At 65.5% G+C, this 26,410-nt stretch carries 26 protein-coding genes; 14 read left to right on the plus strand and 12 right to left on the minus strand.

What is annotated here, in order from left to right; genetic code table 11:
- Nucleotides 1-33: 33 nt before the first annotated feature.
- A complete protein-coding gene (locus ACIQ3B_RS00830) occupies nucleotides 34-402 on the minus strand; it encodes a hypothetical protein (protein WP_397399197.1) in 369 nt (122 codons plus the stop codon).
- A gap of 283 nt (nucleotides 403-685) precedes the next feature.
- Between ACIQ3B_RS00830 and ctrA the strand changes: the two genes are divergently transcribed.
- The 6 genes from ctrA to ACIQ3B_RS00860 all read left to right on the plus strand — a co-directional run bounded on the left by ctrA (nucleotide 686) and on the right by ACIQ3B_RS00860 (nucleotide 5,506).
- The gene (gene ctrA / locus ACIQ3B_RS00835) at nucleotides 686-1,387 is read left to right on the plus strand and encodes a response regulator transcription factor CtrA (RefSeq protein WP_397399199.1); all 702 of its coding nucleotides are present in this window, start codon (nucleotides 686-688) and stop codon (nucleotides 1,385-1,387) included.
- A 109-nt stretch (nucleotides 1,388-1,496) separates the two neighbouring features.
- A complete protein-coding gene (locus tag ACIQ3B_RS00840) occupies nucleotides 1,497-3,881 on the plus strand; it encodes a M20/M25/M40 family metallo-hydrolase (protein ID WP_397399201.1) in 2,385 nt (794 codons plus the stop codon).
- Nucleotides 3,882-3,910: 29 nt separating this feature from the next.
- On the plus strand, nucleotides 3,911-4,273 hold the full coding sequence (gene arsC, locus ACIQ3B_RS00845) for an arsenate reductase (glutaredoxin) (RefSeq protein WP_397399203.1): 363 nt from the start codon (nucleotides 3,911-3,913) through the stop codon (nucleotides 4,271-4,273).
- A gap of 10 nt (nucleotides 4,274-4,283) precedes the next feature.
- Nucleotides 4,284-4,676, plus strand: coding sequence for a hypothetical protein (locus ACIQ3B_RS00850; RefSeq protein WP_397399205.1), 393 nt, complete (start codon nucleotides 4,284-4,286; stop codon nucleotides 4,674-4,676).
- A gap of 42 nt (nucleotides 4,677-4,718) precedes the next feature.
- Nucleotides 4,719-5,108, plus strand: coding sequence for a hypothetical protein (locus ACIQ3B_RS00855; protein WP_397399207.1), 390 nt, complete (start codon nucleotides 4,719-4,721; stop codon nucleotides 5,106-5,108).
- 59 nt (nucleotides 5,109-5,167) lie between these two features.
- Nucleotides 5,168-5,506, plus strand: a complete 339-nt coding sequence (locus ACIQ3B_RS00860; protein ID WP_397399209.1) for a c-type cytochrome — start codon at nucleotides 5,168-5,170, stop codon at nucleotides 5,504-5,506.
- Between the two features lie 62 nt (nucleotides 5,507-5,568).
- Here ACIQ3B_RS00860 and ACIQ3B_RS00865 read toward each other — a convergent pair whose 3' ends face one another.
- Nucleotides 5,569-6,648, minus strand: coding sequence for a Zn-dependent alcohol dehydrogenase (locus tag ACIQ3B_RS00865; protein ID WP_397399211.1), 1,080 nt, complete (start codon nucleotides 6,646-6,648; stop codon nucleotides 5,569-5,571).
- A gap of 120 nt (nucleotides 6,649-6,768) precedes the next feature.
- Here ACIQ3B_RS00865 and chrA point away from each other — a divergent pair, with 120 nt between their 5' ends.
- A complete protein-coding gene (chrA, locus tag ACIQ3B_RS00870; protein ID WP_397399214.1) occupies nucleotides 6,769-7,974 on the plus strand; it encodes a chromate efflux transporter in 1,206 nt (401 codons plus the stop codon).
- Between the two features lie 317 nt (nucleotides 7,975-8,291).
- Nucleotides 8,292-8,513, plus strand: coding sequence for a hypothetical protein (locus tag ACIQ3B_RS00875; protein ID WP_397399216.1), 222 nt, complete (start codon nucleotides 8,292-8,294; stop codon nucleotides 8,511-8,513).
- Between the two features lie 111 nt (nucleotides 8,514-8,624).
- On the opposite strand, the gene ACIQ3B_RS00880 is transcribed toward ACIQ3B_RS00875, so the two are convergent.
- The gene (locus ACIQ3B_RS00880) at nucleotides 8,625-9,419 is read right to left on the minus strand and encodes an alpha/beta fold hydrolase (protein ID WP_397399218.1); all 795 of its coding nucleotides are present in this window, start codon (nucleotides 9,417-9,419) and stop codon (nucleotides 8,625-8,627) included.
- A gap of 136 nt (nucleotides 9,420-9,555) precedes the next feature.
- Between ACIQ3B_RS00880 and ACIQ3B_RS00885 the strand changes: the two genes are divergently transcribed.
- Complete coding sequence (locus ACIQ3B_RS00885) at nucleotides 9,556-10,272, plus strand: glutathione S-transferase family protein (protein ID WP_397399220.1); 717 nt, start codon at nucleotides 9,556-9,558, stop codon at nucleotides 10,270-10,272.
- A 28-nt stretch (nucleotides 10,273-10,300) separates the two neighbouring features.
- Here ACIQ3B_RS00885 and ACIQ3B_RS00890 read toward each other — a convergent pair whose 3' ends face one another.
- The 5 genes from ACIQ3B_RS00890 to ubiG all read right to left on the minus strand — a co-directional run bounded on the left by ACIQ3B_RS00890 (nucleotide 10,301) and on the right by ubiG (nucleotide 13,322).
- A complete protein-coding gene (locus ACIQ3B_RS00890) occupies nucleotides 10,301-10,687 on the minus strand; it encodes a limonene-1,2-epoxide hydrolase family protein (protein WP_397399222.1) in 387 nt (128 codons plus the stop codon).
- Between the two features lie 107 nt (nucleotides 10,688-10,794).
- Nucleotides 10,795-11,226, minus strand: coding sequence for a hypothetical protein (locus ACIQ3B_RS00895; protein WP_397399224.1), 432 nt, complete (start codon nucleotides 11,224-11,226; stop codon nucleotides 10,795-10,797).
- 90 nt (nucleotides 11,227-11,316) lie between these two features.
- A complete protein-coding gene (locus ACIQ3B_RS00900) occupies nucleotides 11,317-11,739 on the minus strand; it encodes a thiol-disulfide oxidoreductase DCC family protein (protein WP_397399226.1) in 423 nt (140 codons plus the stop codon).
- The gene (locus ACIQ3B_RS00905) at nucleotides 11,736-12,539 is read right to left on the minus strand and encodes an FkbM family methyltransferase (protein ID WP_397399228.1); all 804 of its coding nucleotides are present in this window, start codon (nucleotides 12,537-12,539) and stop codon (nucleotides 11,736-11,738) included. The genes ACIQ3B_RS00900 and ACIQ3B_RS00905 overlap by 4 nt, the downstream gene beginning before the upstream one ends.
- A gap of 24 nt (nucleotides 12,540-12,563) precedes the next feature.
- Entirely contained in the window at nucleotides 12,564-13,322 is a 759-nt protein-coding gene (gene ubiG, locus ACIQ3B_RS00910) for a bifunctional 2-polyprenyl-6-hydroxyphenol methylase/3-demethylubiquinol 3-O-methyltransferase UbiG (protein ID WP_397399230.1), read from the minus strand.
- A 122-nt stretch (nucleotides 13,323-13,444) separates the two neighbouring features.
- Here ubiG and ACIQ3B_RS00915 point away from each other — a divergent pair, with 122 nt between their 5' ends.
- Nucleotides 13,445-14,692, plus strand: a complete 1,248-nt coding sequence (locus ACIQ3B_RS00915) for an aspartate kinase (RefSeq protein WP_397399232.1) — start codon at nucleotides 13,445-13,447, stop codon at nucleotides 14,690-14,692.
- Between the two features lie 178 nt (nucleotides 14,693-14,870).
- Here ACIQ3B_RS00915 and ACIQ3B_RS00920 read toward each other — a convergent pair whose 3' ends face one another.
- Together ACIQ3B_RS00920 and ACIQ3B_RS00925 are read right to left on the minus strand one after the other, a co-directional pair.
- Nucleotides 14,871-16,037 (minus strand): lipase family alpha/beta hydrolase, encoded by a 1,167-nt coding sequence (locus ACIQ3B_RS00920; RefSeq protein WP_397399234.1) that lies wholly within the window; start codon nucleotides 16,035-16,037, stop codon nucleotides 14,871-14,873.
- A gap of 271 nt (nucleotides 16,038-16,308) precedes the next feature.
- Nucleotides 16,309-17,718, minus strand: a complete 1,410-nt coding sequence (locus ACIQ3B_RS00925) for an MFS transporter (protein ID WP_397399236.1) — start codon at nucleotides 17,716-17,718, stop codon at nucleotides 16,309-16,311.
- Nucleotides 17,719-17,770: 52 nt separating this feature from the next.
- On the opposite strand from ACIQ3B_RS00925, the gene ACIQ3B_RS00930 reads away from it, so the two are divergent.
- Nucleotides 17,771-18,397 (plus strand): helix-turn-helix transcriptional regulator, encoded by a 627-nt coding sequence (locus ACIQ3B_RS00930; protein WP_397399238.1) that lies wholly within the window; start codon nucleotides 17,771-17,773, stop codon nucleotides 18,395-18,397.
- Here ACIQ3B_RS00930 and ACIQ3B_RS00935 read toward each other — a convergent pair.
- A complete protein-coding gene (locus tag ACIQ3B_RS00935; RefSeq protein ID WP_397399240.1) occupies nucleotides 18,381-20,105 on the minus strand; it encodes an alpha/beta hydrolase in 1,725 nt (574 codons plus the stop codon). The genes ACIQ3B_RS00930 and ACIQ3B_RS00935 overlap by 17 nt on opposite strands.
- Nucleotides 20,106-20,184: 79 nt before the next feature.
- Nucleotides 20,185-21,561 (minus strand): cytochrome P450, encoded by a 1,377-nt coding sequence (locus ACIQ3B_RS00940; RefSeq protein WP_397399242.1) that lies wholly within the window; start codon nucleotides 21,559-21,561, stop codon nucleotides 20,185-20,187.
- Nucleotides 21,562-21,747: 186 nt separating this feature from the next.
- On the opposite strand from ACIQ3B_RS00940, the gene ptsP reads away from it, so the two are divergent.
- The 3 genes from ptsP to ispG are packed head-to-tail and all read left to right on the plus strand — an operon-like array spanning nucleotide 21,748 to nucleotide 26,320.
- Entirely contained in the window at nucleotides 21,748-23,973 is a 2,226-nt protein-coding gene (gene ptsP / locus ACIQ3B_RS00945; RefSeq protein ID WP_397399433.1) for a phosphoenolpyruvate--protein phosphotransferase, read from the plus strand.
- Between the two features lie 60 nt (nucleotides 23,974-24,033).
- Nucleotides 24,034-25,140 (plus strand): helix-turn-helix domain-containing protein, encoded by a 1,107-nt coding sequence (locus ACIQ3B_RS00950; RefSeq protein WP_397399244.1) that lies wholly within the window; start codon nucleotides 24,034-24,036, stop codon nucleotides 25,138-25,140.
- A gap of 46 nt (nucleotides 25,141-25,186) precedes the next feature.
- Complete coding sequence (gene ispG / locus ACIQ3B_RS00955) at nucleotides 25,187-26,320, plus strand: flavodoxin-dependent (E)-4-hydroxy-3-methylbut-2-enyl-diphosphate synthase (protein ID WP_397399246.1); 1,134 nt, start codon at nucleotides 25,187-25,189, stop codon at nucleotides 26,318-26,320.
- Nucleotides 26,321-26,410: the final 90 nt, after the last annotated feature.

Genomic DNA, 26,410 nt, shown 5'->3' on the forward strand with positions numbered 1-26,410 from the left:
GAGTCGCGCTTAAGGGGTGGTGAAGATCAGGACCTAGTAGACATTTGAAACCGAGCTACGGCCCGCATCTCCGCGGCGAAGGCGCGCGGCCCTGGCGCCTAGCGCCAGGGATGACGCTCGCGCCTCGTCCATCAAGGCATGCCCCTTGACCAGGGCTTCAGCGGCCAACGCCTGTCCCCTGACCTTTACGTCTTCAAGGATCGGGCTGGCAGCTTCTGTGATGCGCTCGCGGTTGCGCCAGGCCAGGATGCCAGCCACGCCCAGGAGGAGCGCACCGGCCAGCAGCAGCGGGTTTCGTGGCGCATAGCGCAGCGCCGGAGCGATCAGCGCACGCGCATGCTTCAGCTGGCCGCGTGCAAGCGGCAAGCGATAACGCTCGAGGGTGTGTGGGTTGTCGGTCATGGGTTAACTCCGGCCTGAAATGCCATTCCAGAACCCGTCGCAACGCAACAGGTTCCGCCCTCCCGTTCGACGCGCGTGTCCAATCACAAAAGATTCAACACCGGCAATCGCCAGCGTCCCGTTAATCCGCCTTGTTCCCGAATCCGAAATCAGATTAACGATTCGAGACGAGGGGCCTTCACCATTAACCAGTCTTAAAGAACGACCGGGGCAGGTTAACGGAATAGGCGTGGGCGGATTCAGCAGAATTCGTCAGGATTGCGGGACGCGGTAGGAGAGCCGGATGCGCGTATTGTTGATTGAGGATGACAGCGCCACAGCGCAGAGCATTGAGTTGATGCTGAAGTCTGAAGGTTTCAATGTCTATACGACGGACCTCGGTGAGGAAGGCGTCGATCTGGGCAAGATTTATGACTATGATCTGATCCTGCTGGACCTGAACCTGCCCGATATGAGCGGCATGGATGTTCTGCGCACGCTGCGCGTCGGCAAGATCAATACGCCGATCATGATCCTGTCGGGTACAGCCGAGATTGAGACCAAGGTAAAGACGTTCTCCGGCGGCGCAGACGACTACATGACCAAGCCGTTCCACAAGGACGAGCTGGTGGCCCGTATTCACGCGGTGGTGCGTCGCTCCAAGGGCCATGCCCAGTCGGTCATCAAGACCGGCGACATCCTGGTTAATCTCGACGCCAAAACGGTGGAAGTGAGCGGCCTGCGTGTCCACCTCACCGGCAAGGAATACCAGATGCTGGAGCTGCTTTCGCTCCGCAAGGGCACGACCTTGACCAAGGAAATGTTCCTGAACCACCTCTATGGCGGCATGGACGAGCCCGAACTGAAGATCATCGACGTGTTCATCTGCAAGCTTCGCAAGAAGCTGGCAGCCGCCGCCGAGGGCAAGCATCACATCGAGACGGTCTGGGGTCGCGGCTATGTACTGCGCGACCCGCAAGAGGCCATCGAGACCGTCGCCGCCTGATCCGCAGCGACCCTGCCTGGATTGAGACGCCCGCCCTACAGGCGGGCGTTTTCGTTTGGGACGGGGCAGTCTAGCCTGTCGTTCTGGAACGTTTGGGGGGCGCGAGACAATGAGAGCGATTCTGGCCCTGATGCTGGCGTTGATCGCCGGCGCTTGGATCACCTACTCCAGCCAGAAGTTACCGGACACGGTCCCGGCGAGCGCGGCGGCAACGGACTTCTCAGCGGACCGTGCCTTTGTGGATATTCAGCGGTTAGCCGAAGCGCCGCATCAGGTCGGCACAGCCGCGAACGCCCGGGTTCGCGACGAGCTCTTGCAGCGGATGGCGCAGATGGGTCTCTCGCCGCAGGTCCGCCCGGGCATTGGAGCCAGGAGCTTGCGCCAGGCGCCGCAACTGGTCGCCTCGGGGTACGTCGAGAACGTCGTGGGCGTGTTGCCGGGGCGAGACCGCACCGCGCCGGCGCTGGCGCTGATGGCGCACTACGACAGCGTTCCAGCCTCGCCGGGCGCGGCCGATGACATCATGGGCGTGGCGACCATCCTGGAGACAGTGCGCGCCATAAAGGCCAAGGGTGTTCCGGCCCGTGACGTTGTGGTGCTGATCACCGACGGCGAGGAAGCCGGACTGCTGGGCGCCAATCATTTCTTCCGACGAGATCCGCTCGCCCGGCGACTTGGGCTGGTCATCAATGTGGAAGCGCGCGGCAGCAGCGGCCGGGTCCAGATGTTCCAGACCAGTCCGGAAAACGGCGGCCTGATCGAGCTCTACCAGCGCACGGCTGTTCGCCCGGCGTCGTCCTCCCTGGCCGTGCTTGTCTATGAAAATCTGCCCAACGACACAGACCTGACAGAGACCCTCGGGGTAAACATCCCCGGTTTGAACTACGCAATCATCGGCAGCCAGTTCGATTACCACAGCCCCACCGCCACGCCGCGTAATCTGGACCGTGGATCCCTCCAGGATATGGGAACCCAGGTGCTGGTCGCTGCCGCAGAGGCGGCCTTCGCCAACCGTCTGCCGGACAAGGCTCCCTCGGTGATTTACGCCAATCTGTTTGGCGACATTGTCCTGGCCTATCCCATCTGGTTCGGCTGGATCCTGATCGGCGCCATCGTCGTCTTGATGGCGTTTGCCGTGCGGTGGGCGCGCCATGACGGAGCCTTTCCGGTCACCGATATTCTGCGAGGCGCAGGCGGATTGCTCTTTGCGACGCTGTCAACGGTGGCGGTGCTGCAGTTTGCGCGACGGCTGACCGGAGCCGGTTTTGGCTATCTGGAACAACGCGTGCTGCTGGCGCAGGAGGTGCGTTGGGAGTGGGCCGTCGCGCTTATCGTGCTGGGGACGGTATTGCTGGCGGTGGCCGCCATGAATTCGTCCCGTCGCTGGCTGGCGGTTCTGCCTTTGCTGGCCGGGGTGGGCGGCTCGGCCCTTGGTGGGTTCGACATCGTCGGTGCGGTCAGTGGCGGTCTCGCGGCCCTGATCGGCCTGATCAGCTATAGCCGACCTGTCTCGCGCAAGGGCGCATGGGCGGGCGCTTTGCTGGTCGGCCTGCTGCTGGCGGTGGCGGTCCAGGCCTTTGCGCCCGGAGCTTCCTTTCTGCTGGTGTGGCCGTTGCTGGTGGCCGCTTTCGCGGCCGCTGTCACGGCGCTGGGTTCAAGGCGCAGCAGCCTGGGGCTGGCGATATTGGCGGGCCTCGCTGCCGTAGGCCTCGGCTGGCTCGGCGGATTCGCCCACTTCATCTTTGTAGGCATGGACATGGTGGCCGTGTTCGCCCTGCCCGCCATGCTGCTCGCCATCCTGATCTGGCCAGTGGCCCAGCCTGAGGAAGGCGCACGTCTGGGCCTCTTGCCGGGCGCCGTTTTGCTGATCTCAGGACTGGCGGTCACGCTGTCTGTGCGGTCGAATGACCCCTGGACCCCGCGCTATCCCGATATCGCCTACGTCGGCTACCAGATGGATCAGGACACCGGCCGCGCCTGGCGGTTCAGCCCGGCGCGAGATCATGGGAGCTGGGTCCAGAGCGTCCTTGGCGCCGACGGCGGGACGGTCGCTCGCCTGGACCATTGGGCGTGGCCGCAGACGATGCTGGCGGCCCCGGCGCCGCCTGTGCCCGAGCCCCCGCCCCTGATCGCTCTGCAGCGTGGTCCAGGCGAGGTCCTGAACCTGGGCGCCATCGCACCCTCTGGCGCCCGGACGCTGGTGCTGCGGATACGCTCGACCGTCCCTGGCGCCATCGTGGCGATTGGTGACGTACCGGTCTCGATCCCCCTCACGCCCGGAAAATGGTCACGTGTTTCCTGGGCCACAGCCGCACGACCACTGGACCTGACGATCAAGGCCGCGGGTTCCGGGCGCATGGAGGTGCGCTATGCGGTGACCCTGCCGCGCTGGCCCGCCGGGGTTGCGCCGCTGCCTGCGCGCCCGACCGACCTCATGGTCTGGGACAACTCCGACTCGACCTTCCTGGCGGGAACCCGCGCCTTTACTTGGTGAAGTCCGTGCAAGCGGCTATTCAAAACGACATGAGCGACGTCACCATCTATCACAATCCGGGCTGCGGAACCTCGCGCAACACCCTGGCGCTGCTGCGCGAGCATGGCGTGGAGCCTGTCGTGGTTGAGTACCTGAAGACCGGTTGGACCAAGCCGCAGCTTCGGGACCTGCTGGCCCGCATGGGCGTCTCCGCACGGGATATCCTGCGCGTTCGGGGCACCGAGGCCGAAACCCTGGGCCTGACCCGACCTGGCGTGAGCGATGAGGTCCTGATCGCCGCCATGGTGGCCGACCCGAAGCTGGTCGAACGGCCGATCGTGGTATCGCCGAGGGGCGTCGCCCTCTGCCGGCCTGCGGATCGCGCCCTGGACCTGCTCCCGGCGGCGCAATGACGAGCCGGCCGTGAGCAACCCGCCCGGCGAGACGCCCCGCGAACGGGCCGCCCGGATGATCCGCGATCGCGTCGCCGGCTGGGACGGCGTGACGACCATTGAACAGCTGAACGGGATCCTGCGGCTTACCGCCATGTGGCGGTCCATTGCGCTGGCCCAGACCTTCATTGCCCACTCCGGCGGAACCACGGTGTCCGGCGGCCCATTCAAGGGGATGAAATATGTCGACACGGCCACCGAAGGGGCGCTGATCGCGCGCCTGCTGGGGATTTATGAATCAGAGCTGCATCCTCACTTCGAAGACTTCATCGCAGAGGGCCTCGACTGCGTGATCGATGTGGGGTGCGCCGAGGGCTACTACGCGGTGGGCCTGGCCCGGAGGATGCCCGAGACGATCATCTAGGCCTTCGACATTCTGGAAACGGCCCGCGCCGCGTGCGCGGGCATGGCCGCCAAAAATGGCGTCGCGGAACGTGTGGTCATTGGCGGCGAATTGCGGCCCGAGGACTTCCAGCAATTTGCCGGCCGGCGCGCGCTGGTGCTGGTGGATGCCGAGGGCGCCGAGGTTGACATACTCGACCCGGCGCGGGGACCCGCGCTGGCGGGCATGAACATCATCGTCGAAACCCACGACGTCTACCGGCCTGGTACGCTGGCAACCCTGACGACGCGGTTTTCGCCGACCCACGAGATCCTGCGCGTTGACCAGGACTTCAAGGCCTACGCGCCGCCGGAATGGGTCAAGGACCTGAACCACCTTGACCAGTTGCTGACCGTCTGGGAATGGCGGCAGCGGCCGACGCCGTGGCTGGTGATGCGGCCGAAATCCCGTTGAGCACCAACGGTTTGACCTAGCTCAAGGCGTCGAACCTTGCGCCAGGGTTCATTCAGGTCATGTCGTATTCGCCGAAACTCATGGGCCTGGTTCTGGGCGGCCTGCTTGGGGCCACGTCAGCATCTGTTTCGGCAGCGACACCGGATCGGGGGGAAACCCTGCTCCGTCGCCATTGCGGTGGCTGTCACGCGGTTTCGAACACGGGAGATAGCCATCTGCCGGCCGCGCCCAGATTTCGTGAGTTGCACAAGCGATATGACCCGGAAGTCCTGGCGGAAGCGCTGGCCGAGGGCATCCTGACCGGCCACCCGTTGATGCCTGAGTTTCGCTTCGAGCCTGCCGACGTGCAGGCGATCATTCTCTATCTCAAATCACTGCAGACGAAGCAGGCAGGGTAGGCGCCAAAAAGAAACGCCCGACCTGCGGCCGGGCGTTCCAGAAACTCGATCAGGCCGTCGGATCAGTCGAACACGATCACCGAGCGCGCTACCGCGCCGGTTTTCATTTCCTCGAAGGCCTCATTCACCTGGTCCAGTCGGATGCGCCGCGAGATCATGTCGTCCAGGTGCAGCTTGCCGGCCATGTAGGAATCCACCAGGCGCGGCATGTCGACCGGGAAGCGGTTTGAGCCCATCAGCGAGCCCTGGATGCGCTTTTCGCCCAGGAAGGCGGCGCCCATCAGGCTGATCATCTGGCCGACCGGGATCATGCCGATGATGTTGGCCGTGCCGCCGCGGCGCAGCATGTTGAAGGACTGCTCAGCGGTGACAGACAGACCAATGGCCTCGAAGGAGTGCTGCACGCCACCGCCGGTGAGGTCCATGACCTCCTTGACCGCGTCCGGACCTCCCATGACGAAATCGGTGGCGCCCATGGACTTGGCCAGATTTTCTTTACCCGGCGACATGTCGATGGCGATGATCCGGCCCGCGCCAGCGATCGCCGCACCATTGATGGCGGCAAGACCCACGCCGCCGCAACCGATAACCGCGACCGTGTCGCCGGGACGAACGTTGGAGGTGTGAATCACCGCGCCAACCCCGGTCATGACGCCGCAGCCAATCAGCGCGGCGCGGTCCAGCGGCATATCCTTGCGGATCGCGACGCAGGCGTGCTCGTGGATCAGCATCTGTTCGGCGAAGGACGACAGGTTCAGGTACTGGAGCATCGGGCCGGTCGGGGTGGACAGGCGCGGCTCGTCTTCCTTGCCGCGCTTGGTGTCGGACGACACACAAAGGCTCATGCGACCGGTCAGGCAGCTCTCGCAGTGGCCGCAGAAGGCCGAGAGGCAGGTGATCACATGGTCGCCCACCTTGACGGTGCGCACTTCCGACCCGATCGCCTCGACCACGCCCGCGCTCTCGTGACCCAGCACGGCGGGCAGCGGATGGGGATACTTGCCCTCGATGAAATGCAGGTCCGAGTGGCAGACGCCGGCAGCCTTTGTGCGGATCAGCACTTCGTGCGGGCCGGGCTTGTTGATCTGGACGTCTTCGATCTGGAGCGGCTTGCCGACTTCGCGCAGGACAGCAGCTTTCATGGCGTTTCCCCTTGGTCTTCGTGAGTTGTGCCGAATTCTTATCGCCGTTCAGATGGCGCTGGAAAGCCCTTATCCGAGAAACGGGTCGACATCGTCGCTGAGCACTTTCATCTAGGGGTCATGGAAGCCCCGCCCCCCACGAAGACCGCCACGGCCTTTGAGGTCTTTCTGGCGTTTCTGATCCAGGGTCTGACGGCATTTGGCGGCCCGTCAGCGTACCTGGCTTACTTTCACCGTGCGTTTGTCCAGAAGCGGGGATGGATCTCCGAAGCTGGATTCGCCGACCTCGTGGCGCTCTGCCATGTGTTGCCGGGTCCCGCGTCCAGCCAGGTCGGCATGGCGATCGGCCTTCGACAGGCTGGCGTCGCCGGAGCGCTGGCCGCGATGGCGGGCTTCACCCTGCCGGGGGCCAGCCTGATGATCGCGCTGGCGGTGTTTCTGCCTGACATTACCCGACATATTGGCGACGGCTGGATGTACGGGCTGATGGTAGCCGTGGCGGCCGTCGTGATTCAGGCCGTGGCGCAGATGGCCCGGACCCTGGCTGTGGGTCCGGTGCGTGCAGGCCTGGCCATCGGTGCGTGTCTGGGCCTGATCGTCGCCACCGGTCCCCTTGCCCAGATTTGCGTTCTGCTCGGGGGCGGGCTGGCGGGACTGTGGCTATTGAGAGAACCCACCGATGCCGGCGCCGGAGACTCCGATAAGCCCGGGTCCGAGGCCGGCGGCAGCGCTATCGCGCTGGGCCTTTTCGCCGTTTTGCTGATCGGATTGCCTGTCCTGGCCAGCGTCCTGGCCAATCCCGGACTTGGGCTGGCGAGCGTATTCTACCGGGTGGGCTCGCTGACGTTCGGCGGCGATCACCTCATACTGCCGCTGCTGGAGCGGGAGGCTGTGGGGCGTGGCTGGCTGAACCTGGACGCGTTCCTGTCCGGGTATGGCGTGATGCAGGCCTTGCCTGGGCCTCTCTTCAGCTTTGCGGGCTTTGTCGGCGCTGCCCAGGGCTACGGGCCGGGCGGCGCTGTGGGCGGCGTGATCGCCCTGTTCGCCACGTTCCTGCCTGGCCTGCTGCTGGTGGCGGGCGTACTCCCGTACTGGGAGCGGATTCGCACGGAGGCCTGGGCGCGGGCGCTGTCGGCAGGGGTGGGCGCTACAGTCGTCGGCGTGCTGGCCGCGACGCTCTGGGATCCGGTTCTGATGACGGCTGTCAGACGCCCCGCCGACTGGGCGCTGGTCGCTGCGGCCTATGTGTTTCTGGCCGTCGCGAAGCTGCCGCCCTGGCTGGTCGTGATCGGGTTCGCTGCGGCCACGGCGTTCTTCCTTCCGTAGTTCGGCCGAGATGCGCCAGCCATGATGACCGCCGGAAACAAAGCTCGTGCGGCGAACCAGGTGCTCGGGATAGTCCGCCGAGGTAGGGGCATGTTCGGCGCGACCGCGAGCGGCTGCATCGATGGCGGCACATCCCATCACCAGCAAACCCTTGGGTCGTCTCCCGGCCACCGAGATATCCTGTTGTGGGCAGTCCGAACTGCGGTCAGTAACGCACGGTTCTGGGCAAACGTTCGTTGGCGATTGGTCATGGTTTCGACAGATGGGCAGATTGTGTCGTCGCCGCCGCACCGGACCGTAACTGGGGATCAAAAGGCATGGAGCCGCTGAAGGGTTACGACGCCGCCTACGCCCTGCGCGGCTGGCGTGACAGGGGCAAACCTGATGCCCCGCGGGAGGTTACGGCCCATGACCCCGAGACGTTGCGAACGCAGGTCGAGGCCTTCATGACAGAAGGCGGCCATGGCTACGTCGAACTGGCGGCGTGGAGCTTCGAACTCAACGACTGGGTGCGGATGGAGGCGTTCGACAGGTCCTGAACCGGACAGTGTCCAGCCGGGTGAGAATCATGGACCGCAAAGGATTGTTCCTCGGTCTGAAGGATTTGGCTGGCGCGACGGACGCCAGCGCCGCCAAACGCAGGACGGCGCCTACATTTCCCCGAGAAACCCCCGCACCGCCGCCAGATAGTCCGAAAAATTCTCCCGCCGCGTGTTGTGGCCGGCGTTCGGGATCTGGACCGTACGGATGCTCGGGTTGAGCCCACGGGCCTCCTCCGCGAGTTCGGGCGTGACGAGGCCGCCCAGAGCCGGATCGGCGTGGATCAACAAGGTGGGCGCCGTGATCGCTGCAAATGTCTCTTGCCAGGGCGTGCGGTAGTCCGGCATGGCCTCGGGGTCGACCTGCTGCTTTGACAGCGTCCAGGCGGGGAACTCGTCGGCGTGCCAGCCGGGCGACTGGGCCTTGCCCATGGCCGTGATTTCATCAGGCGACATTGTGCGAAACTTCCCCACCTGCTCGCGAAAGCGCTTGCGGCGTCGTTCGGCGGCGGCAGGGTCGACAAGCGGCGCCAACGGCGGATCCTCGAGGATCACCCGGGCGGCCCGGCCAGGATAGGCGGCGGCGAACATGGCCGTGGCGCGGGCGCCGACAGAATGCCCCATGACAATGGGCGACCTCAGAGCCAGCAGGTCGATCGCTGCGGCTATGTCTTCGCCTGGCTCACCCGGATCGCCCGGAGGGATTCTCGAACTCTGCCCGTGCCCGCGGGCATCCAGCATGATCACGTCGAAATTCGGCGCCAGTGCGCGCGCCAACCGGGTCCAGCAAAGCCCGTTGTCAGTCAGGCCATGCGACAGCACCAGCGCAGGGCCGCCCCCGCCCGTTCGGTGATAGGTCAGGTAGCCGCCAGTGATCGACAGGGTCCCGGACGCCCAGGCGGTCATTCAAAGCCTCCATTGCAGGACGGCCAGATAACATCAGTTTGAGGCGCCGGGGTATCACGTCTAGGGTCCGCGGTGGAAACGCCTCCGGGTCAACCGGGCGCATCACTTCACCCGCCGCGCAGGGGAGCGCCTGACCATGATGAAGCTCTATTCCGGGGACCTGAGCCCCTATTCCGCCCGCGTGCGCCTGCAGATCTACGCCAAGGGCATTACCGACATCACACTGGAGCGGCCGGCGGATTTCGGGATGCCGAAATTTCGAGAGACCAACCCCATTGGTCGCATCCCGGTGCTGGATATAGACGGCGACCTGATGCCGGAGTCTGACGTCATCGCGGAGTATCTGGAGGAGATCTATCCCGAACCCTCGATGCTGGGCGCCACGCCGCGCGAGACGGCGCATATCCGCACCCTGGCCCGGATCGGCGACATCTATCTGATGAACAACATGTTCATGCTGTCCGCCCAGGGCCGGGCTGCCACCCGCAACCAGGGCATCGTCGACCTGCTGGGCGGCCAGGTGGTGCGCAACATCAAGGCCCTGGACCGGATGATCGGCAAGGATGGCTTCGCCTGCTCGGGCCGCCTGACCATGGCCGACTGCGCGATCGTGCCCGGCCTGTTCATGGTCGAGAACGTGCTGCAGACCACGGGCATGGACAATCCCATCCCGGCCAACGCCAACGTCGCCGCCTACTGGGCGGCGATCCAGACCAATGATCACGCCGCCAGGGTGCTGGTGGAACTGCACCGGGGTCTTGAAGAGCGCCGCGAGCTTATCCGCAGCGGCGCCTTCGAGAAGATGATGGCGGCCGCAGCCGCGGCGCATGCGGCCGCCGAGGCCAAGGCCTGAAGACCAGGCGGGCGGCTTTCGGGCCGCCCTACCCCGTCGGCAGTTGTCCCGCGATCGTCGCGTAGTCGAAATAGTCGCGCCAGTAGGTGATCACGCCGTTGTGGACCTCGTAAGCGCCGGTGACGGGCAACTCCACCCACTTGTCGCCGAACAGGTGCCGGTCAAGCCGCTCCAGAAGAACAACCGGGCCAGACGCGGCGGAGCGAAGGACGCGGAACTCGTTCTCGGTGGTCGGTCCAAAAAACGGCTCAAGCACGGCGCGAATGCCGGTCGGTCCGCGAACCGTGCCGATGGGCGGCGGATTGACGTACTCACAATCGGCCGAGACGAGTTTCAGGGCCTCGTCATAGTTCAGGGGCTCCATGAGTTTCATGAACTGGCGGACAATCTCGATGGGGGAAGAGTCAGCGGCCACAGGTTGTCTCCTTGGGTGTCTTGAGTTTGACAGTCAGGCCGATACGAGAGCCGTGCAATTACCTTGCAAGTCATCGGTGAGTTTCTGCCGATCAGCGCAGTCCGGGCTCAGGCCGACGCCGTTCGCCTGAGAGCGCCGCTTCCGATGAGGCCGACGAGGTACATGCCGGCCAGCAAGGTGTTGGGCGCCACATTCATGGCGAAACCGGTGGCGACCGAGAGGATGTTGTCGATGACAAACCACGCCGCCATCCCGGCTGAAACCGCATTCCAGAGCGGCCGGCCCGCCTCTCCTGCCGCAATCGCCGCGCGCACCACCAGGGTCAACATCACCGCCCAGCCGATCGAGACGCCGCCCATCACCCCGAGGCTGAACCGCATGGGCGCGTTCCAGACGATCTCGCTGGGCCCTTGGAGCAGAGAGAACAGGAGACTGACCGGCGCACCTGTGGCTTCGAAGGCCCCGCCGGCCAGTACGACACCGAAAATCCCGATGGAGAGGCACCAGCTCATGAACCAGGCGCGCCAGAAACCGGACATGTCGTTCTCCTTTGTTGGCGAGAAACCTAGTTCAGCTGGCAGAGGCGTGGCCATTACCCGCGAGGTCATGACTGCAAGGCAGCAGGACTCTCAATCCGGCACGTCGAGTAGAAACTGCGCCCGTTGCTCTGCCGTTGGCGTCATGCAGCTGTCCCGCTTGCCCATCAGGCGATAGCGGTTTCGGGCCAGCAGATGATAGGCGGCGTCCCGCCAGCGTCGGGGCAGGACGTGGCAAACGGTGACAAAGGACCAGGGGCGTCCAAGGCGACGCGCCAGTGCAATTAACGCATCAGACCCCTGAAGCGCCTGGCCGTTGTCGAAGAAGATGAAGCTGTCCGGGTTTTCGAGACTTAGCCCGTAGCGAACCGCCAGCATGTTCCCGAACGGCGACTGGAGGGGCGTAAACCTCAACGCCTGCTTCTTGTCCATCCGGATCGCCAGCGCGACGGATCCGGAACAAAGGTTGCAAACCCCGTCGAAGAGCATCAGCCCGTCGAGGTCGTCGCCGTTCACGACGCCATCCGCGCCTTGAACACGCCATCAGGCAGCCGCGCTGCGCGCGACGGGTGGATGAAGAAGTAGTCCTTCCATGGCAGGTCCGCGACCAGGGTGGTGCGCTCCTCGAGCCGGACGCCGTCAAGCGCGAACATGCGGTAGCCGCGCTTGAGGAACAGATCGACCACCGCTTCGCCGGATCCGCCGAACCGGGCCTGGAGCATCGGCGGATGGATTTCCAGCAGGACATGGGGGTGATCGCGATCGAGGATCATGGCGGCGCCTTCCAGCGCCCTTTGCTCGGCTCCCTCGATGTCCATGCGAATGAAATCGACGCGGTCAATGCCGTGGTCGGCGCAGAAAGCGTCCAGCGTGACCACCGGAGTCATCTGGGTTTCCATGCCGGTATCTTCGAGGTCGGGCCTGGCCGGGCCATTCGGCTTCGTCTCGGCGACATAGGCGTAGGCCCGACCCATGCGCCCCGACGACTTCTTGGGCGTGACCAGCATCAGTTCGCCCGGCTTGTCCGCCACAGCGGCGTGGACGGCGGTGACCTGTTTGCCCATGCGGTGCCAGGCGATGCCGAGCTTGAGCACCTCGAAAGCAAAGGCCGAGGGCTCGAAGGCATAGATGACAGCCTCGGGAGCCACCTGCGTCATCACATAGGAGTGGCGACCATCGCTGGCGCCCACGTGCAGGCAAGTCGGCGCGCCCGACAAGAGGTCAGCGAGAAAAGGGGTTTCAGGCTCATGCTTGGCCCAGGCGCGATTGCGCCGCCAGGCTCGGAAAGCGTGATTGAGCACGCGTAGAGATGGCATCGAAACTCCTCGTCGGACACAGACTTAGGCCGCGTCGCGCACCACCGTCATCATGTAGTTCACGCCGACATCACTGGATTCCGTCCATTTCCCGGTGAACGGGCTGAAGACCACACCGTACGGGCCGTCGACGGTCACCGGCTCCGTGGCCAGGAAACCACGCAGCTCGTCAGGCGTCAGAAACTTGTTCCAGTCATGGGTGCCGATGGGCAGCCAGCGCAGGATGTACTCCGCCCCCACCTTGGCCAGAGCCATCGCCTTGAGCGTACGGTTCAGTGTGGCCACAATCATCAGGCCGCCGGGCTTCAACAGACTGGCGCAGGACCGCAGGTATTCGCCCGGATCGGCCACATGCTCGATCACCTCCATATTGAGGATCACGTCGAAGAGCGGCTCACCGGCCGCAACCAAGGCCTCAGCTGTGGAGGCGCGGTAGTCGATGGATAGCCCCTGCTCCGCCGCATGAGCCGAGGCCGTACCAATATTGCGCTCGGAGGCGTCCACGCCCGTCACCTGAAAACCCAGGCGGGTCATCGGCTCCGACAACAGGCCACCGCCACAGCCGATGTCCAGCAGGCGCAGGCCCTCAAACGGTCGGCGTGCGTTGGCGTCGCGCCGGAAGCGATACAGCGCCTGATCACGGATGAAGGCCAGGCGAACCGGGTTGAACCTGTGCAGGGGCGCAAATTTACCGCGCGGGTCCCACCATTCGGCGGCGATGCGCGAGAAGCGCTCGACCTCGGCAGGATCGATGCTGGAACGGGCGGCGTCGGGCGAACTCATGCCCCCTTCTAGCAACCGCGCGGCGCATGTCCAAAGGCCGGAGACATTGCAGCGCGGCCTCACCGTCGCTAGAAGGCTCCGCCCTTCGGGGGCGACGCAATGAGGGTACGTAGCCAGAGCCCATGTCCAGGCTGGTCATGAAATTCGGCGGCACTTCGGTGGCCGACCTGGAACGCATCCGCCGCGTAGCGCGACTGGTGAACGCCGAAGTGCAGGCCGGCCACCAGGTCGCCGTCGTGGTTTCGGCCATGTCGGGCAAGACCAATGAGCTGGTGGCCTGGACCGATGGCGCCGGCGCCGCGGCCCCCGGCCTGCCGTCATCCGATGATGAATACGATGTGGTGGTGGCCTCCGGCGAGCAGGTGACCGCTGGCCTGCTGGCCATGACCCTGCGCAACATGGGCGTTCCCGCCCGCTCCTGGATGGGCTGGCAGATTCCGATCATCGCGGACGACGCCCATGGCCGCTCGCGCATCGACGACATTCCGCCCGAAAAGCTGGGCGCGGCTTTGGACGCCGGTCAGGTCGCGGTGATCGCGGGCTTCCAGGGCGTCACGCGCGACGGGCGCATCGCGACGCTGGGCCGGGGTGGCTCTGACACCAGCGCCGTGGCGATTGCGGCGGCGCTTGGCGCGCCCTGCGACATCTATACCGACGTGGACGGGGTCTACACGACCGACCCACGGATCGAATCCAAGGCCCGCCGGCTTGCGCGGATCTCGTACGAAGAGATGCTGGAGATGGCGTCGCTGGGCGCCAAGGTGCTGCAGACCCGCTCGGTCGAGCTGGCCATGGCCTACAAGGTGCCCGTGAGGGTGCTGTCGAGTTTTGTCGAGCCGGGCGAAGCGCCGGGCCAGGGCACCATCGTGTGCGACGAGGAGGACATCGTGGAGAAGCGGATCGTGAGCGGCGTGGCCTATAGCCGCGACGAGGCGAAGATCAGCCTCTTTGGCCTGCCGGATCATCCGGGCGTGTCGTCAACGATCTTCGGCGCCCTGGCCGACGCCAATGTGAACGTGGACATGATCGTCCAGTCCAAGGCCCGCACCGCCGACACGGCCAATATGGAGTTCACCGTCGGCAAGCGCGACGCCCAGCGCGCTGTCGAGATTGTCCGCGCCGCCCAGCCGCAGATCGGCTTTGAGGACGTGCAGGTGAACGATGACGTCGCCAAGGTCTCGGTGATCGGGGTCGGCATGCGCAGCCACACTGGCGTCGCCAAATCGATGTTCCAGGCCCTGGCCGAAAAAGGCGTCAACATCCAGGTGATCTCGACGTCGGAGATCAAGATCAGCGTCCTGATCGACGCAGCCTATACCGAGCTGGCGGTTCGCGCCCTGCACGCTGCTTACGGGCTGGATCAGCTCTAGCTGTGAGCTCTCAATAGGTTGTCCATCCGACCCAGACCGGGGAAACTGTGGTTGTGAAGCTACAGGGTCTCAGGAGAGGGTCGGATGAACGTGCACAAGAATGCCCGGCCAGGACCTGGGTCCCGACGTCGTAGCGGCTGACTGGCGCCTGCCCGAGGCGGAAGCACTTCGCCAAACCCTACCGCAGGTGCTGCACCAGCATGCTCTGGAGCTTGTTCATGTTGGGCAGGATGCCGTGGAGCGCGGCTACGGCATCGAGCAGCTTGTCCTTGAGTTCCAGCGGCCCGAAATCCTTGTTGGAGAGGATGACGGTGTCGGCTTCCTGCAGGAAGTTGGGGAGCGCGCCTTCATAGGGAACTGTGCCGTCGCCTGTGCGCCAGCCGCGGGTCGGTTTCTTGTCTATCATGCCCGGCGCGTCCAGGACGAACCTGGGCGCGCCCTTATCGAGCTTGATGTCCATGGCGACCTGGGTCTTGGCCCCGATGCCGATGATGCAGAGCCAGTCGTCTGTCGTGAGCCCGCAATTCGCCAGATTGAGCCCGTCGACCGAGGCGCGGTGAGCCTTGGCCTGGGCCAGCATGTCCCGGAGAATCTCCGCCGCGTCGGCTGGCGCGCCCGAGCCCCGCAGCCGCAGCGCCTCGCCGATGGTGTCCACCACGCTGGCCTGCCACAGGCGCTCATCAAACATGTCGGTCTGAGGCAGCGCCGCATCAATCGTGACGCCCCGGGTAAAGCTGGGCAGCAGGTGGTAGAGCGCGGGCGTCAGTCTGGAAGCCTCCCGCTCGCGACGGTTCATCGTACCCTTGACGATCTTCTCGACGGCCTGAAATGACCCCTTGAAGGGTGTTGCGATCGTGGCGACGCGCTCTACTCCCGATTGCCTGCCTGTCGAAGCCAGATAGCCGGCGATCACCAGACCGCCCATGGAATGTCCGACGAGGTTGACCTTGCTCTGCGGCGTGTAACCGTCCGCGAAATAGTGGCGGGTAAGGGCGGTCTTGTTGACGACTTCCTCGATAAAGGCCCGCAGCTGAACCTGGGAAGTCGCCAGCGGCTGACGCCAATCGTATCCGAAGATATAGACCGGCACGGGCTGATCGGCGTGTTCCGTCAGATCGTGGCGCAGATCCAGCACCATCTCCTTGTAAGCGATGTCAAAGACCTGATCGGGCCTCACCTGGGCCGGCAGTTCGCCCTCGTAGCGCCTGTCCTGTGGATGCAGGCCCGCGCGATTGTATTCATTGCGGGTAAGCGACCAGATCAACTGCGGCGGGAACTCATAGAGATCGCGCAGGTCGGTCGCGGTTATGCCGGGCACCAGGATCACGGGATTTGGCAGTGGCATTGCTCGGCCCTCCGGGAGATCGGCAGAAAGCCTGCCATGTCAGCTTCCTGAAGACAACTTTGCACGCGCTATTTCGACGTTCACACGCTGGCCGGTAACCGCGCCGGTCTCAGGGCGAGATGGGTGTGCGCAAGACCGTTCTGACGGGAGTAGTGGCCTGGTTTCTCCTGGATAGCGCGGGCTCCATTGCCTCCGGCACCGCATCGAATGCGCTGTTCAATGTCGCTGTCCTGCGGATCGCTATCGGACCGCTCTGGCGGCCAGCGAGGGATTAGTCCCGGGCCGTCACCGCCGTCATCCGGAACGCCGCCCAGGCGCCGATCAGGGCGATCGGGATCACCGAGGCGAAGACCCATAGCGAGGCCGATCGCGCACTGGCTTCTGTCAGTCCCTGCGAAAAGCCCGCCATGTTGGCGGCCACGCCCGAAATCGCAGCTCCCGCCGCCGCGCCGGTCTGTCGGACGGCGGAGACAGCAGACGAACCGATGGCCCGGTCCTCGTCTGACAGCGCCGCCATGATACGACGCGTCATGAAGGCGTAGGAAAACCCGAAGGCCACGCCCATCAACGATCCGCCCACCAGCACCCAGGCGAGCGGGCCATCGGCCATGCTCCAGGTCAGCACGGCGAGGCTGGCGATCAGGCAGGCTGCGCCGATACGGATCCAGCGGCCGTCCCAGACCCCGGTGACCCCGGCGACCGCGATCCCGGCGATGGTCCAGGCCATGGCCTCGGCCCCGATGGCGTAACCGGCCCAGAGCGGCGAGAATCCGCGAAGCTCCTGCAGGATCGGCGGGCCATAAATGCCGAAACCCATGGTGGCCGCGGTCATGGCGAACATGGCCAGATAGCCTGCGCCGACCACAGTCCGGACATCACCGGCGCCCTGCGGCAGAAGCCGAACCCTGGCCCGGCCGTCTAGCCAGATCACCAGCGCCAGAACTCCAAAACCCGCCAGCACCAGCCCAACGGCGGCGGCCGGTTCCGTCAGGATATTGGCCACGGCAATCGCGCCGACGCCCACGGCCAGGACATTCAGTTGCATCCAGGGGATCCCCGGCCCGCCCTGCCCTTTGGCGGATCCGGCCAGCAGGAACGGCGCCGCAACGGCGAAGACGGCCGCCTGAATTGCAAACAGCCAGAACACATCACGCCAGTCGCGAGTTTCCACCACCAGACCGCCGACCAGCGGCCCCAGCACTGTCGCCACACCCCAGACAAACGTCACCGCCGCGAACACCCGGGCCAGATGACGCTCCGGGAACAGCAGCGCGATGGCGACCATGGCGAACCCCGAGATCCAGCCACTGCCAAGCCCCTGGATCACACGTCCGGCCAGGAAGGTGGTGATGTCCGGCGCCAGAGCGCTCATGACGCAACCCACCGCCATGATGACGCCCGCCAGCGCGGTCGCCAGACGCAGGCCAAACAGTTCCGACAAGCGTCCGGCGCTGGCTCCGGCCATGATCGCGCCCACCAGAAACCCCGCCGTTGCCCAGGCGAAGTAGGCGTACCCCCCCAGGTCAGCGCCCACATTGGGCATGATGGTGGCTGTCACCAGGCTGTCAGCGGCGTTCAGCCAGACACCCAGACAGATCAGCAGGAACCGCGGCGCGCGCCCCTCGGCCAGCAGATCGGCCCAGCTGTTGGCGGGATCCTTCGGTTTGACAACATCACTCATGTCAAATTCGACTAGACCCGCCCGACTGGATTTGCAACAATCTCATTGTCAAATGAACACACCCACCGACCGAATCCTGTTCCAGCTCAAGACCCGCGGACCGGCGGAGACCCTGGCGCTGGCCGGCGCGCTGGCGATCAGCCGCCAGGCCACCCTGCAACATCTGGAACGCCTTGTCGCCGAAGGCCTGGTCGAACATGCCGATGAGCGGCGTGGCGTGGGCCGGCCCCGGCGGATCTGGTCGCTGACGGCCACGGCGCAGGCGCGTTTCCCCGACACTCACGCCCAGCTGACTCTCGAGATGCTGGACGCAGTGCGCGCCGAATTCGGCGAAGCCGGTATTGACCGGCTGATCACCCGGCGTGAGGCCGTGACCACGCAATCCTATATCCAGGCGCTGGCGCCACTGCGGAGCCTCGGCGCCCGCGTCGCCCGCCTGGCCGAGCTTCGGACGGCGGAAGGCTACATGGCCGACTGGTCGCCCGACCCTGGCGGCGGCTTCCACCTCGTGGAGAACCACTGCCCCATCTGCGCGGCGGCGGCCGCCTGCCAGGGATTTTGCCGCGCCGAGCTGGAGACATTCCGCAAGGCCCTGGGGCCGGATGTGAGCGTCGAACGCACGGATCACATCCTGGCCGGCGCCCGCAGGTGTGCCTACCGGATCACCGCCGCGCGCTAGCCCCCGGCAGCTGCGGCTCGAACCCCGGCTGCCAGTGGTTGGCGGTGCCGGACGTGACATACCAGCTGATCAGCAGCGCACAGATGAAAGCGCCCGGCACATAGGAGTTCGTTCGCCGGTACGTGAAGGCCGCGATCAGACCCACGATCGCCAGCAGCGGAATGAACTGGATCGCCACGATCACATTGAGCGGTTCCTTCGGCGTCGCCAGCAGGCCGGTGGAGAACAAGGTCGCGTACTGCCAGACCACCAGCGCCACAAACCCGCCGGCCATGGCGACCTTGGCCCAGCCCAGGGCGGCGACAACCCCCTCGCCCTTCACAGCCAGGTCGGTAGCCAGTGCGCGCAAGGACACCAGAAAGAACAGCGTCCACAGCACCAGGTAGGCCGGCAACTGGAAAGCCCGCGTCGCGTCCAGCGGCTTCAATGCCAGCACCCAGATCCGGTAGTCCACCTTGAACACCGCATCGACGATCACCAGCGACAGATAGGCGACCGCTACGGTGGCCAGCGCCGCCCCCGCCGACAACGCCCAACGGTTGGAAAAGGCAGGCTTGCCACGCTTCAGCAGCAAACCGACCAGCCAACCGATCAACGCGGTTCCCAGGGCCCAGACCAGCAGCTGGTTCTGGATCCATTGGGGGAACGGCGGCATCGGGAAGAACACCTGCCCCACCTTCATCAGCGGGAAATAGGTCAGCGCCGGCAGGGCGGCGGTAATCAACAGGTTCAACCACCAGCGTCCGTTGCGGCGTTCGGCGAGAGGTTGCGCCGCCTCGTTCAGCTTCGCGAAGGCCCCAAAGCCCAATAACAGGTCGAAGGTCGCCAGGATCAGCCAAACCATGCCGACGAAAGCGATCAGGGTGCCGATCTCCTTCCAGATCCAGACCTGGTTGTTGGACGCCATGGCCCGGGGCGCCGGGAGGGTTTTCTGGAACCACTCCACCGCCCCGCTGACCCCGGCCTCGGAAAAATGCTCGCCGGGATGGGTGATAGGCGGGTTGAGTAGCACCCGCGCCGTCCCGTCGGCCACCGAACCATAGATACGGCCCACCTCGATCGGTCCGGCGACACCGAACACCTTGGCCAGCTTGGGCGAGGCAGCCACCAGCGAGCCTTTGGGCACGCCCCACATCAGGCCCGCGAACTCATCGTACTGGCCGAACACCACCGCCAGGTTTCTCGGACTGGCCGGCGCCTTGGCGCCCAGCAGGCCCGGGGTCGACCCCTCCAGCACAATGGAACGGTAGCCATCGGGAACCTCGACCGCGGCCGCCATCACCGGCCCGCTGCCCATGGAGTGCCCCTCCATGCCGATGTTGGCCTTGTCGACAATGGGCAGGCTCCGCAGCCAGCGTAGCGCAGCCGGACCGCCGAAATCGGCCGTGCCCACAATGCCGCCCGAATAGCCATGACCGGTCATGTCCATGGCCAGCACCACAAAGCCGCGCCGCGCCAGCTCAATGGCGAACGGGCTCTGCATCTCGCGGGTGTTGATATAGCCGTGGGAGACCAGAACCGCCGGCGCCGGCGTCCGCGCTGTCGCGTTCGACGGCGTGTAGAGCAGACCCGAGACCGCCACGCCTTGCCCGGCGGGTATCCGCACCTCGGTGACCGTGGTTCCGCCTGCCGTCTGGACGGAGTGCGCGAGATACGCCCCTGCAAAAATGACAGCCCACGCCAGGCCAAACACCAGCCACTTCCGCATCACCCCGCCCCCCGGTGTTTCTTGTTGTTGGAGGGACGATGCGCCGGACGGGGGCGAAGCTCAACCCCGCCTGCGCGCCCTAACGCAGCCGCAAAGTCATCGGCATTCCACCCTGGGGCCGCATCGACACGCGCATCAGCGGCCGAACCCTGTGGCCGGGATCGGGTTCAAGCACCGCGCCGCGCATCAGGGTGGCCAGGATGGCGACGGTTTCGGTCTGGGCGAAGGCCTGGCCGATACAGACCCTGGGGCCGGCGCCGAAGGGCAGATAAGAGAAGCGGTGGCGCCCGGCGCTGCGTTCCGGACTGAAACGGTCAGGGTCGAAGACGTCCGGCTGATCCCACAAAAGGCGGTGGCGATGGATGGCGTAGATCGGAATGAACACGAACGTGCCCTTTGTCACCTTCAAGCCGCCCGCCTCTACATCCTGCGCGCACATCCGGCTCATCAGTGGCAGCGAAGGGTAGAGGCGCATGGCCTCCAGCACCACTTGGCGGGTGAAGGTCAGGCGCTCGACATGGGCGTCTGTGATGCGGTCCTCGCCGGCCACCTCGGCGATCTCGGCGCGAACCCGGGCCGCCGTGGGCGGGTGGGCGCCCAAGAGGTATAGCGACCAGGTCAGCGCCAGCGCCGTGGTCTCGTGGCCCGCGCCGATGAAGGTGAGCAGATTGTCGCGCAGCAGCACGTCGTCCATCTGGCGTCCCGTCTCCGGATCCTTCGCCTGCATCAGCATCTCGACCAGGTCATCGCGCGTTGCGCCTGCCCGACGGGCGGCCACCATGCGGTCGACCATGGCCTTCAGCGACACCATGGCCCGATAGCCGCGCGGGGCCAGGGCGACACGCGTCCAGGTGGGCCACTGCATCAGGTCGGCGGGCGTGATCTTGCCCAGGGTTTCAAGATAGTCGGTGATCATGCGTGCGGCGGCGGGGACGTCGATGCCGTCGCCGCCCGAAAGCATGGTGTCGAGGATCACTTGAAAGGTGATGCCGGTCATTTCGGTGGCGATGTCGAGGCGGGCGCCCTCGCACCGGTCGCGCCAGCGCTGCAGGGTGGCTTCCGCTGCAGCGACCATCACCGGCGTCATGGCCGCCACGGTGTCGGGCCGGAAGCCGGGCGCGGCAGCCCGCCGCTGCCAGCGCCAGTGTTCGCCTTGCGCGGTGAGCAGACCCTCACCCAGAGCTGGCTTGGTCACCCGGTCGAACATCCAGTCCTTGGGAAAGGCCTCGGCCTTGTCGAGCAGGATATCCTTCAGCATGGAAGGGTCAGCTGCATAGAGGAACATCTGCCGGTCATCGCCGCGCAGGAAATACGGCTCCTCGTAGACCGCCCGGGGCCAGGTCTCGATCGGGTTGTCCATCAACTTCCACAGGGCGTGGAAGAAGGGCAGCGGCTCTTCCGGCGGGATCACGCCGGGCGGGATAAAGGGCGGAACAGTTTCGGCTTCGTCTTTCACATACGCGATTTAGGCCGGACTGTTGGGCTCCGCCATGCCTGATCGACGTACAGGCTCGCCGCGAAGAGGCAAATCCTCGCAATCCATCTCTATTCTGAAAGATTGATCTGCTAAGGAAGGCCGGAAAGACGGGAGGACGTTTCGCCAAGTACGGCCACACAGGTCGCCCTAAGGGGGCAGCGGAGCCTGCTGAAGCAGATCCGGGAGGCGCTGGCCGGCGGCGGGCCTGCGCAGCAGCGCCTGGACATGGTCGTGCGCATCATCGCGCTGTCGATGGTGGCCGAGGTCTGCTCGATCTACCTGCGGCGCGCCAATGGCGAGATGGAGTTCTTCGCAACCGAAGGCCTCGACGACAAGGCGGTCCACGTCACCCGGATGAAGCCAGGCGAGGGCCTGGTCGGCGAGATCATGAAGCAGGGGCGGCCGCTCAACCTGGCCGATGCGCCCGCGCACCCGGCCTTCTCCTATCGCCCTGAGACCGGCGAAGATCCCTACCACGCGTTCCTGGGCGTGCCGTTGCTGCGCGGCGGACGCGCGATCGGCGTGCTGGTGGTCCAGAACCGCACGGAGCGCATTTATACCGAGGATGAGGTCGAGGACCTGCAGATCGTCGCCATGGTGCTGGCCGAGATGGTGGCGTCTGGCGAGCTGATCAGCGTCGAGGATCTCGACGGCGTGGAGCTGTCGCCCAAGCGGCCCGAGCGACTGATCGGATCAAAGTTCGCCGAGGGCCTGGCCTACGGCGTGGTCGTGCTGCACGAACCCCCGGTGGCTTCGTCACAATTGCTTTCGGACGATGTCGCCGCCGAAGAGCAGCGCCTGGCCAATGCACTGGCCGCACTGAAGGCGCAGATCGATCAGATGCTGGAGGGTCAGCACGGTCTCGTCGACGCCTCCTACGATGTTCTCGAATCCTACCGGATGTTCGCTCATTCAACAGGTTGGAACCGAAACCTGGAAGATGCGGTGAAGAATGGCCTGACCGCCGAGGCCGCGGTCGAACGGGTGAGATCCGAGCACCGGGCGCGTCTTGGTCAGGCGCGTGACCCCTACCTGCGTGAACGGTTGCACGATCTGGAAGACCTGAACGACCGGCTGCTGCGGCATCTGGCAGGAGCCGGCAGCGTGGCGCGGGAACTCCCGGCCAATGCCGTCCTGATCGCCCGGAACCTGGGGCCCGCCGACCTGCTGGAATACGATCGCACCAAACTGCGCGGGTTGTTGCTGGAAGAAGGGTCGTCCGCCAGCCACGCCGCCATTGTGGCCCGGGCGCTGGACATCCCTTGCGTTGGCCGCCTGCAAGGCCTGCGCGATCGCGTCAATGAGGGCGATCCCGTGATCGTCGACGCCGAGACAGGCGAAGCCTACCTTCGCCCCCGGCCCGACGTGGTGAAAGCCATCCAGGCGCGCATCGATGTGCGCCGCCAGCGGCAGGCCGAGTTCGCCAAGTTGAAGGACACACCGGCGTTCACCCGCGACGGGGTGAAGGTCACGCTGCTGATGAACGCGGGCCTCGACGTAGATCTCGAAAGCCTGGCCGACACCGGCGCGGAGGGTATTGGCCTGTTCCGCACCGAGTTTCAGTTCATGGTCTCCGAGGAGATGCCGCGGTTCAATGCCCAGACGGCCCTTTATGCCCGGGTGATGGATGCGGCGGCCGGTTTGCCGGTAACCTTCCGCACCCTGGACCTCGGCGGCGACAAGGTGCTGCCGTACATGGAGGCCGAACGCGAGGATAACCCGGCCCTGGGCTGGCGAGCCATTCGCATGGGCCTCGACCGTCCGGCCCTTTTGCGCCTGCAACTGCGGGCGTTGATTGCCGCGTCCCTCGGGCGCCCCTTGCGGATCATGTTCCCGCTGGTGGCCAATGTGGATGAGTTCCGCGCCGCGCGCGCCCTGGTCGAAACCGAAGTGGCCTGGGCCCAGCGACGCGGCCGCCCTGCCCCGTCACGGCTCGACGTCGGTGCCATGATCGAGGCGCCGTCGCTGATCTGGCACCTGGACGCCCTGTTGCCGATGACAGACTTCGTCAGCGTCGGGACGAATGACCTGATGCAATATCTGTTCGCCGCAGACCGGGGAAACCCCCGGGTGGCCGACCGGTACGATCCTTTGTCGCCCCCTGCGCTGCGGGCGCTGGAAGCGATCCAGCGGGCCTGCGCGGAAACCGGCACTCCGGTCAGCGTTTGCGGCGAGATGGCCGGACGACCATTGGAGGCCTTCGCGCTTGTGGCCCTTGGCTTTGAACGGCTGTCGATGCCTCCGGCCGGTATCGGGCCGGTCAAGCAGATGGTTCTGGGCTGTGACCGCGAGGCGGCCCGCCGTGGCGTATCGGCCCTCCTGAAATCCGGCGCCGGTTCCGTGCGCAATGAAATTGAAACCCTGGCGCGCCGACTCTACGTCGCGGTCTGACTCACGCCATACTCAGGGCGTTGGGTCGATCCCCGTCCATCTGGAGCTCTCAAGACCCGCGTGCCCGGCAAACGCACCTTCACACTGTCGCCCGGACGATCAGACCGGGAGCGGGCGCGCAGCTTGTTCAACCGTCCTGCGCCGGAGCCCGCCGACGCGCCGGCCGCCCATGAGGCGCCGGGCGCCGCAGGGCCGTCGGCGCCGATAGACCCCTTGCTGCAGCATGCCACGCTCGGGCAGGCGCTGAGGGCGGCGCGGGAGGAACGCGGCCTGACCCTGCAACAGATCGCCGACGATACGCGGGTGCGACGGGTCTATCTGGAAGCGATAGAGGAGATGCGCCTCGACGCCCTGCCATCCCGCCCCTTCGTCATCGGCTATATTCGCGCGTTTGCAACGAGCCTTGGCCTTGACCCGGAACTGGCTGTTGAACTTTTCAAGACTGATGACCCGGTCCTTGACCAGCCGCTCCAGGCGCCGGTGGGCGTGCTGGATGAACGTGACCCACGGGTGGCGGCCTTTCTGATCGGGGGTCTGGTGATCGTCGCCGCGATTGTGCTCTGGAACGTTGCCCAGCGCGCCATGGTCGCCAGCGCGCCGCCCTCGTCCCTGACTCCTGAAGCGGTTACCGCCAGGGCGCTGGGCTTGGTGAAGACCGGCGTTATCCAGTTGGGGGCGCCGCTGCCGGCGCCGGTGGAGTCGACCACACCGCCGGCCTATGAAACCCCCGGTCTGGCGGCCGCCATGGGCCTGAGGTCCGAGACCGCGGCGGCCGGCCCCGCGCCCGCGGCGAGCGAAACATCAGGGGTGGACCTGACGACACTGCCGCCGGTCTTCGCCCCACAGGGCAAGGTCTATGATTCCGGCGCGCCCGGACAGGCCTCGATCATCACGGTCCAGGCGCTCAAGCCCGCGTCTTTGATCCTGCGAGGGGCCGATGGATCGGTTTACTTCGCCCGCCAGCTTGCAAAGGGCGAGGCGTTCCGCGTCCCGCAGGTCGATGGCCTGACCCTGGATGTCTCGAAGGCCGACGACATCCAGGTCTTCGTCTATGGCCGGTCCACCGGCGTCCTTCCGGCCCAGCAGGTTCTGGCTTCCAAGCTGGCGACACCGCCGCCTGTTGTTGCGACGCCCCGGCCCGCTGTGGTGAAACCGCCGATCCCCTGACGCGCCGCTTGGGAAATCGGGTGAAATCCCCTATTTCCACCAGATCATGACCGCCGAAGCTCACACATCCGTCCGCCCCTGGCGCGCGATCCATCGCAGGCCCAGCCGCAAGATCCGCGTAGGCAATGTGGAGGTGGGCGGCGATGCGCCAATCACCGTGCAGTCGATGACCAACACCCTGACGGCAGACGCCCAGGCCACGATCAATCAGGTGCGCGAGCTGGCGGACGCCGGCTGCGACATCGTGCGCGTGTCCTGCCCGGACGAGGACTCCACGGCGGCCTTCAAGGCCATCGTCAAGGCGGCCACGGTGCCGCTCGTGGCGGACATCCATTTTCACTACAAGCGCGGCATCGAAGCGGCCCAGGCCGGAGCCGCCTGCCTGCGGATCAACCCGGGAAACATTGGATCATCGGCGCGCGTGAAGGATGTGATCCAGGCCGCGCGTGACCACGGGTGCTCCATACGGATCGGGGTCAATGCGGGGTCGCTGGAGCGCGATCTGCTGGAACAGTATGGCGAACCCTGCCCCGAGGCCATGGTCGAAAGCGCCCTGCGCCACGCCCGCATCCTGCAGGATCACGATTTTCACGAGTTCAAGATCAGCGTGAAGGCCTCCGATCCCTTCATGACCGTAGCGGCCTATCAGCAGCTGGCGGATGCCATCGACTGCCCACTGCACCTTGGGGTCACCGAGGCGGGTGCGTTGCGGACAGGCACAGTCAAATCCTCCATCGGCATAGGCTCGCTGCTTTGGGCCGGCATCGGTGACACCATCCGCGTCAGCCTCGCTGCCGATCCGGTCGAGGAGGTGAAGGTCGGCTTCGACATCCTGAAATCTCTCGGCCTGCGTCACCGGGGCGTCAACATCATCGCCTGCCCCTCGTGCGCCCGTCAGGGCTTCAACGTGATCAAGACGGTCGAGACTCTGGAGACGCGACTGGCCCACATTTCAACCTCGCTCAGCCTGTCGATCATCGGTTGCGTCGTGAACGGGCCCGGCGAGGCCCTGATGACGGACATCGGCTTCACCGGCGGCGGCAAGGGCGCGGGGATGGTCTATCTGGCCGGGAAGGCCGCCCACAAGATGGACAACGATCAGATGGTCGACCACATCGTGGAACTGGTCGAGGCCAGAGCGGCAGAGATCCGGGCCGCCGAGCTGAACGCGATCTCCTGAAGCAAGTCAAAATCACAAAAGTGACGCCAGCGTCACTCTTGCAAACCGGCCGCTTCCGGTCTTAGGTGGCGAACCATTCCCCCGGAGTTA

Origin of the sequence: Phenylobacterium sp. (genome assembly GCF_044358365.1) — a bacterium.
In the GTDB taxonomy this organism is placed as follows: domain Bacteria; phylum Pseudomonadota; class Alphaproteobacteria; order Caulobacterales; family Caulobacteraceae; genus Phenylobacterium.